A 6,084-nucleotide genomic window follows, 5' to 3' on the forward strand; every position below is an offset into this window, starting at 1 on the left:
GTCTGCCCGCTGCCTGCCCTCAGCGCCAGCCGAGGGCAGGGGCAACTTGCGTCAGGATCGCCTCGATGACATGGGCATTGTACTCGACGCCCAATTGGTTCGGCACGGTCAGCAGCAGCGTATCGGCTTCGGCGATCGCCTCGTCCGCGCGCAGCTCCTCGATCAGCTGAGCAGGCTCGGCCGCGTAGCTGCGACCGAAGATGGCGCGGGTCTTTTCGTCGATGAAGCCGATCTGGTCCTCCTCCTTGCCGCCACGGCCGAAATAGGCGCGGTCCTGGTCGTTGACGAGGGCGAAGATGCTGCGGCTGACGGAGACGCGCGGCGTGCGCGTGTGGCCGGCTTCGGCCCAGGCTGCGCGGAAGGCGCGGATTTGGGCCGCCTGCTGGATGTGGAAGGGTTCGCCCGTCTCGTCATCCTTGAGCGTCGAGCTTTGCAGGTTCATGCCGCGCTGCGCCGCCCAGACCGCAGTGGCGTTCGAGGCGGCGCCCCACCACAGGCGCTCGCGCAGTCCGTCTGAGATCGGCTCAGGTCGCAGCAAACCGGGCGGGTTCGGGAACATCGGTCTCGGGTTGGGCTGAGCGAAACCCTGTCCGCGGAGCACATCCAGCAGCACCTCGGTGTGGCGGCGCCCCATATCGGCATCCGTCTCGCCCTCGGCGGGCGCGTAGCCGAAGTAACGCCAGCCATCGATCACCTGTTCGGGGGAGCCGCGGCTGATGCCGAGCTGCAGGCGCCCACCCGAGATGAGATCGGCGGCACTTGCTTCCTCCGCCATATAGAGCGGATTCTCGTAGCGCATGTCGATGACGGCGGTGCCGATCTCGATCTTTTTGGTGCGAGCACCGACGGCGGCAAGAAGCGGAAAGGGTGCGGAGAGCTGGCGCGCAAAGTGATGCACGCGGAAATAGGCGCCGTCCGCCCCCAGTTCCTCCGCCGCGACGGCAAGGTCGATCGACTGCAGCAGCGTGTCGGCGGCCGAGCGCGTGCCGGATTGCGGCGAGGGGGTCCAATGCCCGAAGGACAGGAAACCGATCTTTTTCATCCGCGGAACCTAGCGCATTCCTTCCGGCGCGTCAGCCCTCGGGCAGGCCCAGCATCCCGCGTCGGCGACGTGACAGGCCAAGCGCTACGATCCGGTGGCTGTCCTGCAGATAGGCGCGGAGGTCGGCGTCACGCAGGCCCGGGGCCTCGTACTGCTGGATCCACGTGAAGCCGCGCGAGGCGAGGTAGGGTGCGGGGCGCAGCCCCGGCTGTGCCCGCAGCAGCTCGTACCCCATCGGGGTGACCTTGAAGGTGATCAGCATGCGGCGCCCCTCCGGCACGCCGATGGCAAAGACCTTCTCCCCTACCTTCCAGACATCCGCGCCGCCCCACTGCACCACGTGGCTGGTGGCGGTGAGCCCGGCGCAGAAGGCGTTGAACCTGTCGCGCGTCATGCAAGCAGCGGCGGTGCGAGGCCCTTCTGCGCGAAGCCGGCGGCCTTGGCGACATGGCGCTTGCCATCCCGCAGCGCGAAAAGGCCGTGGCCCGGCAGAAAGACCTCGAAGGACAGCGCTTCGAGCCGGCGGATGCTTGCGAGTGTCGCGGAAACGCTGCAATCGGCAATGTCCTGCAGGATGACGGTGCCACCGGCGAAAACGGCATCGCCGGAGATCAGGATGCGGGTCTCTTCCAGTGTCACCAGATAGGCGCAGTGATCCGCGCTGTGGCCCGGCGTTTCCAGAAGCTCGATTGTCGCGCTACCGATCTGGCGCGTTTCGCCGTCTTCCAGCACGTCGTCCACCTCGGCACCGTGCCAGCGATAGCTCTCGGGATAGACACCGAAGCGTCTGGCTGTATCGAGGCTGATGCGCGTTTCATCATTCGACCGCATGCGGGACGCGGCCTCCCACCCGGCATGCAGCGATACGACTTGCGGCAAGGATGCGAAAAGGGGGGCGACGCCGCCTGAATGATCGGCATGGGCATGCGTGAGAAAGATATGGCGCAGATCGGCAGGATCGAGACCGGTGCGGGATAGTTCAGAAAGGATCTCGTTCGCATCGCGCCCGGCGCCGCTATCGAACAGCACCAGTCCGTCACCGGTTTCGATCAGCCAGCAGTTGCAGTCATAAGGATCGGTCAGCGAGATGCCCATGCTGCCGCTCGCTACGAGATGGATCTGCGGAGACAGGCGCATGTATTGATCCTTCCGCTTCGTCTATTAGGAAAAATCTAGAGAAGATGAGGCGGATTGACAATGCGCGCGGCTTCTCGGCCGCTCAGGAAACGGATAACCTCCCATGATGCATGGGGAGCGCGGGCGATGAAGCTGAGCGGCATGGTGGCGGTGGTAACGGGCGGTGCTTCCGGCCAGGGTGAGGCCAGCTGTCGGCTCTTCGCCGCCGAAGGGGCGCATGTTGTCGTCGCCGACTGGAACGGCGAAGGCGCGGCGCGCGTGGCGAGCGAGATTGGCGGCGTTCCGTTCACGGTCGATGTCGCACAGGAGGAGCAGGTTGCGGCAATGGTGGATTTCGCCTGCCGGACCTATGGAAAGCTCGACGTGCTCTTCAACAATGCCGGCGTCGGCTACAGCTCCACGGGCCGCTTCAAGATGGCGAGCATCGTGGAGACGCCGGGCGACGCCTGGGATGCCATCCTCGCCATCAACCTCAAGGGGCAGGCGATGGGCTGCAAATATGCCATTCCGCGCATGCTGGAGGGCGGTGGTGGCGCCATCATCAACAATGCGTCGATCATGGCGATTGCCGGCATCCCGGGGGCTGATGCCTATACCGCCGCGAAAGGCGGCGTCATCGCGCTCACCCGTACCTTGGCGGTGGACTGGGCCAGCCGCGGCATTCGGGTGAACTGCATCTGCCCGGGCACGATCGAAACGCCGATGGTGGGCGCTATCACGACTGAGGAGGACCGCGCACGCCTGGGCGCGGACACGCCGATGAAGCGCGTGGGCCAGGCACAGGAGATTGCCCACGCGGCGCTTTATCTGGCGTCGTCCGATTCCTCCTATGTCAATGGCGTCATCCTGCCGGTGGACGGAGGCTGGTCTGCATTGTGAGCGCGGCGCTGCTCGGCATCGACATCGGAACATCCATCGTCAAGGCGGCGATCTATCGTGACGATGGCGCGGAAGTCGCGGCCGCCGCGCGCCGCACGAATGTCTCCTCACCGCATCCGGGGTGGGCCGAGGCTGACCCGGAGGAAGTCTGGGCCGCCACTTGTGCCGTCATCGGCCAGGTCCTGCGGCAGGTCCCGGCGGCAGAGATCGCGGCTATCGGCATTTCCGGCGCGATGGTCGGTGCCTGGGTGGTGGATGCGGAGGGCCGCGCGCTGAGGCCCGGCATCTTTTGGAGCGACGGCCGTGCCCAGCCCCTGATCGACGGCATGATCGCGCGTGATCCTGCCGTCATGTCCCGCATCTTCGCGGAATCCGGTTCGGCCATGCAGCAGGGTTGTACCTTGCCGGTGCTGCGGCACCTGGTTCTGCACGAGCCGGATGTCATGGCGCGGGCGACGGCTGTTGTGGGGGCCAAGGATTTCATCCGTGCCCAGCTGACGGGGCGGATTGCGACCGACATTGTGGAAGCGGCCGTCGCCCCGGGTAGCGCGCGGGCGCGGGGGCGGTCTCGCGCTTTGTTGACCCTCTTCGGACTCGAGGATTGGGCGCATCTTTTGCCCGAGCCACAGGAATGCGACAGTATCGCCGGGGTTGTGACGCAGGCGGCGGCGCGCGCCACCGGCCTGCGGGCGGGTACGCCGGTTGCCATCGGCGCCGGCGATGTCGCGGCAAGCGTGATCGGCGCGGGAGGATTGGCCGAAGGTGCGGCGGTGAGCATTCTCGGCACAACCTGCCTCAACGGCGTGGTGGTGGCGGAACCTGTCTTCACGCCGCCCGATCTCGGTATTCTCTTTACCCTGCCGGAGGGTCTGTGGCTGCGCACCATGGTCAATGTTGCGGGGACGACGAATATCGAGTGGGCGCTGGCGACGCTCTGCGGCGATTTCGCAGAGGCGCCGGATGCCTACGAGCGCCTCGCCGCGTTGGCCATGCAGTCTCCACCCGGGGCCTTGGGGGCCGTATACATTCCCTATCTCAGCGAGGTCGGCATCATCGCGCCGATCGTGGCATCTGAAGCGCGGGGAGGTTTCGCCGGCCTTACGCCACGGCATCGGCGGCCGGATCTGCTGCGGGCGGTTTTTGAAGCTGTGGCCTTTGCTATCCGGGATTGTTTTGAGGCGACGAGCTTGGCCTTTGGCAGGGTGCGGCTGGTCGGTGGCGGCGCGCGCAGCGCCTTTTGGCGGCAGATGATTGCCGATGTGCTGAACAGGCGTGTGGAGGTTCCGATGGGCGGTGAATTCGGCGCCAAGGGTGCCGCACTTCTCGCAGGCACCGCCATTGGCTGGTTTCCCTCGATTGCCGAGGCATCGCGGGTCACCTGCCGGATTCTCCATGCCCATGAACCCGCGGGGAACGGGCGCTATGAAGAGGCGTATCGGCGATACCGGCTCTATGCGGGCGCACTCGCCGCTGTAAATCCCCGCGCTGAGATGAGGACGCTGCCGTGACGACCGCCGCCTTCGCTTATCTTGCTCAGGCAGCCGCTGCCCTCGCCGGATTGGCTGAAGGGCAGGAGGTCGCCTTCGATGCGGCGTCCGGCGCCATTGCCCGAGCACTCGCCACTGACCGGTTGATCTATCTCTTCGGCACCGGCCATTCCCATATGTTGGCGGAAGAAGGGCATTACCGGGCCGGAGGCATTGCGGCCGTCGTGCCGGTTCTGGCGACGGCGCTGATGCTGCACGAAGGGGCGGTGGAAAGTACGCGCCGCGAAAGAGAAATGGGCTTGGCGGCGAAGGTGCTGGCTCAGTATCCGATCGAGGCCGGAGACGTGCTCGTGATTTTTTCCAATAGCGGCGTCAACGCTGTGCCGGTTGAAGCGGCCAGGTACGGTCGGTCCCGAGGCGTGACCGTTATTGCTGTGACATCGGATGCCTATTCGAAGGCGGCGGCCGCCGGCCGGTCGCGCCTGTCCGAATTGGCCGATATCGCAATCGACAACCGCACAGTGCCGGGCGATGCGGGGTTCGAGGCCGCAGCGGGCCAGCCCCCCGTCGGGCCGCTATCCACGGTCGTCGGCGCCGCGATCCTCAATGCGCTTCTGGCGGAAGCGGTGTCCCGTCTCGCGGCGGCAGGGAAGGACGCACCGATCTATGTCAGTGCCAATATGCCCGGTGCCAAGGAGCACAATGCCGCACTGGTTGCGCGCTATCAGGCACGCAACCAGCATCTTTGATCAGGCGCAGCAGCTTTTCTTGTTCACGGAGGGCGGCAGGTCGATCACCGGGTTCTGGTCGAAGAAGCCCGACGGCATCAGCTTGAACCCGCAAACCACGCAAGGCTGCACCGGATGGTCTTCCGGGCGGGTGATGTGGTGCAGGCCGAAACTGTGCCAGAGCACGATATCCGCATTCTCGACCGGGCGATCTGCCTTGATCCATTTCGGCAGCCCTTCGGACCCGCCTTCCCTGGTGCTGGACTGGTTGACGAATTCACCCGCCGGGTAACGCTCCTCCGGATCATAGGCGGTGACCCAGAGCTGATGCTGGATGAAGCGGCCACGCCGGCCGGAAGGACTGTCCGGATGTGTATAGGGCTGCACGGCGGACATCGGCTCCAACTTGTAGGCCGTCGGCTTGCCGACCCAGTTTCGGGTCTCCGGATTGGTGATGCGCCAATAGCGGCTCTTCGCGAAATCGACGTCCCGCTGCGCCTCCAACTCATGCGTCAGTGGCCGCTCCTCCATCAGGAAGGCATTGCCATACGGGTTCTCGGGGCCGAGCGGCAGGGCGCGGGTGTCGCATTCCGTCACCGTGTTGTTCGGTCCGTCGACTTCCATATCCAGCCGGGCAGAGAAGATATGCTGGTGGATATGGCCGACGATCCCGGGTGCCACCTCGGTGCCGAATTTCCCCGGCTGGCCCGGATGGCAGGCGGCGGTATTGATGATGCCGGTCGCTTTCATCTCGTATTCGATGCGCCCATCCTGATGCAGATACCAGTAGGAGGCGTATTCGTAATTGCCG

General features: G+C 65.5%; 6 protein-coding genes and 1 pseudogene. 3 read left to right on the forward strand and 4 right to left on the reverse strand.

Translation table 11 applies throughout. From position 1 onward, the window contains the following. Positions 1–19: 19 nt before the first annotated feature. Genes VL752_RS03095 through VL752_RS03105 form a run of 3 tightly spaced genes read right to left on the reverse strand, consistent with a single transcriptional unit; the run spans position 20 to position 2,179 of the window. Positions 20–1,042 carry an LLM class flavin-dependent oxidoreductase gene (locus VL752_RS03095; protein ID WP_325352276.1) on the reverse strand — a complete coding sequence of 341 codons (1,023 nt, stop codon included), beginning with the start codon at positions 1,040–1,042 and terminating at the stop codon, positions 20–22. Positions 1,043–1,073: 31 nt separating this feature from the next. Next, positions 1,074–1,436, reverse strand: a complete 363-nt coding sequence (locus VL752_RS03100; protein ID WP_325352277.1) for an MmcQ/YjbR family DNA-binding protein — start codon at positions 1,434–1,436, stop codon at positions 1,074–1,076. Beyond that, positions 1,433–2,179 (reverse strand): MBL fold metallo-hydrolase, encoded by a 747-nt coding sequence (locus VL752_RS03105; RefSeq protein ID WP_325352278.1) that lies wholly within the window; start codon positions 2,177–2,179, stop codon positions 1,433–1,435. Before VL752_RS03105 ends, VL752_RS03100 begins: the two co-directional genes overlap by 4 nt. Before the next feature lie 126 nt (positions 2,180–2,305). Here VL752_RS03105 and VL752_RS03110 point away from each other — a divergent pair, with 126 nt between their 5' ends. From VL752_RS03110 to VL752_RS03120, 3 genes are read left to right on the forward strand one after another with little or no spacing between them, the layout of a single operon-like run. Next, entirely contained in the window at positions 2,306–3,058 is a 753-nt protein-coding gene (locus tag VL752_RS03110) for an SDR family NAD(P)-dependent oxidoreductase (protein ID WP_325352279.1), read from the forward strand. After that, on the forward strand, positions 3,055–4,566 hold the full coding sequence (locus VL752_RS03115) for an FGGY-family carbohydrate kinase (protein WP_325352280.1): 1,512 nt from the start codon (positions 3,055–3,057) through the stop codon (positions 4,564–4,566). Before VL752_RS03110 ends, VL752_RS03115 begins: the two co-directional genes overlap by 4 nt. After that, a complete protein-coding gene (locus tag VL752_RS03120) occupies positions 4,563–5,294 on the forward strand; it encodes an SIS domain-containing protein (RefSeq protein WP_325352281.1) in 732 nt (243 codons plus the stop codon). The genes VL752_RS03115 and VL752_RS03120 overlap by 4 nt, the downstream gene beginning before the upstream one ends. Here VL752_RS03120 and VL752_RS03125 read toward each other — a convergent pair. After that, positions 5,295–6,084, reverse strand: a pseudogene (locus VL752_RS03125) (tyramine oxidase); the annotation flags it as partial.

The organism is Acidisoma sp., from assembly GCF_035492295.1.
GTDB lineage: Bacteria > Pseudomonadota > Alphaproteobacteria > Acetobacterales > Acetobacteraceae > Acidisoma.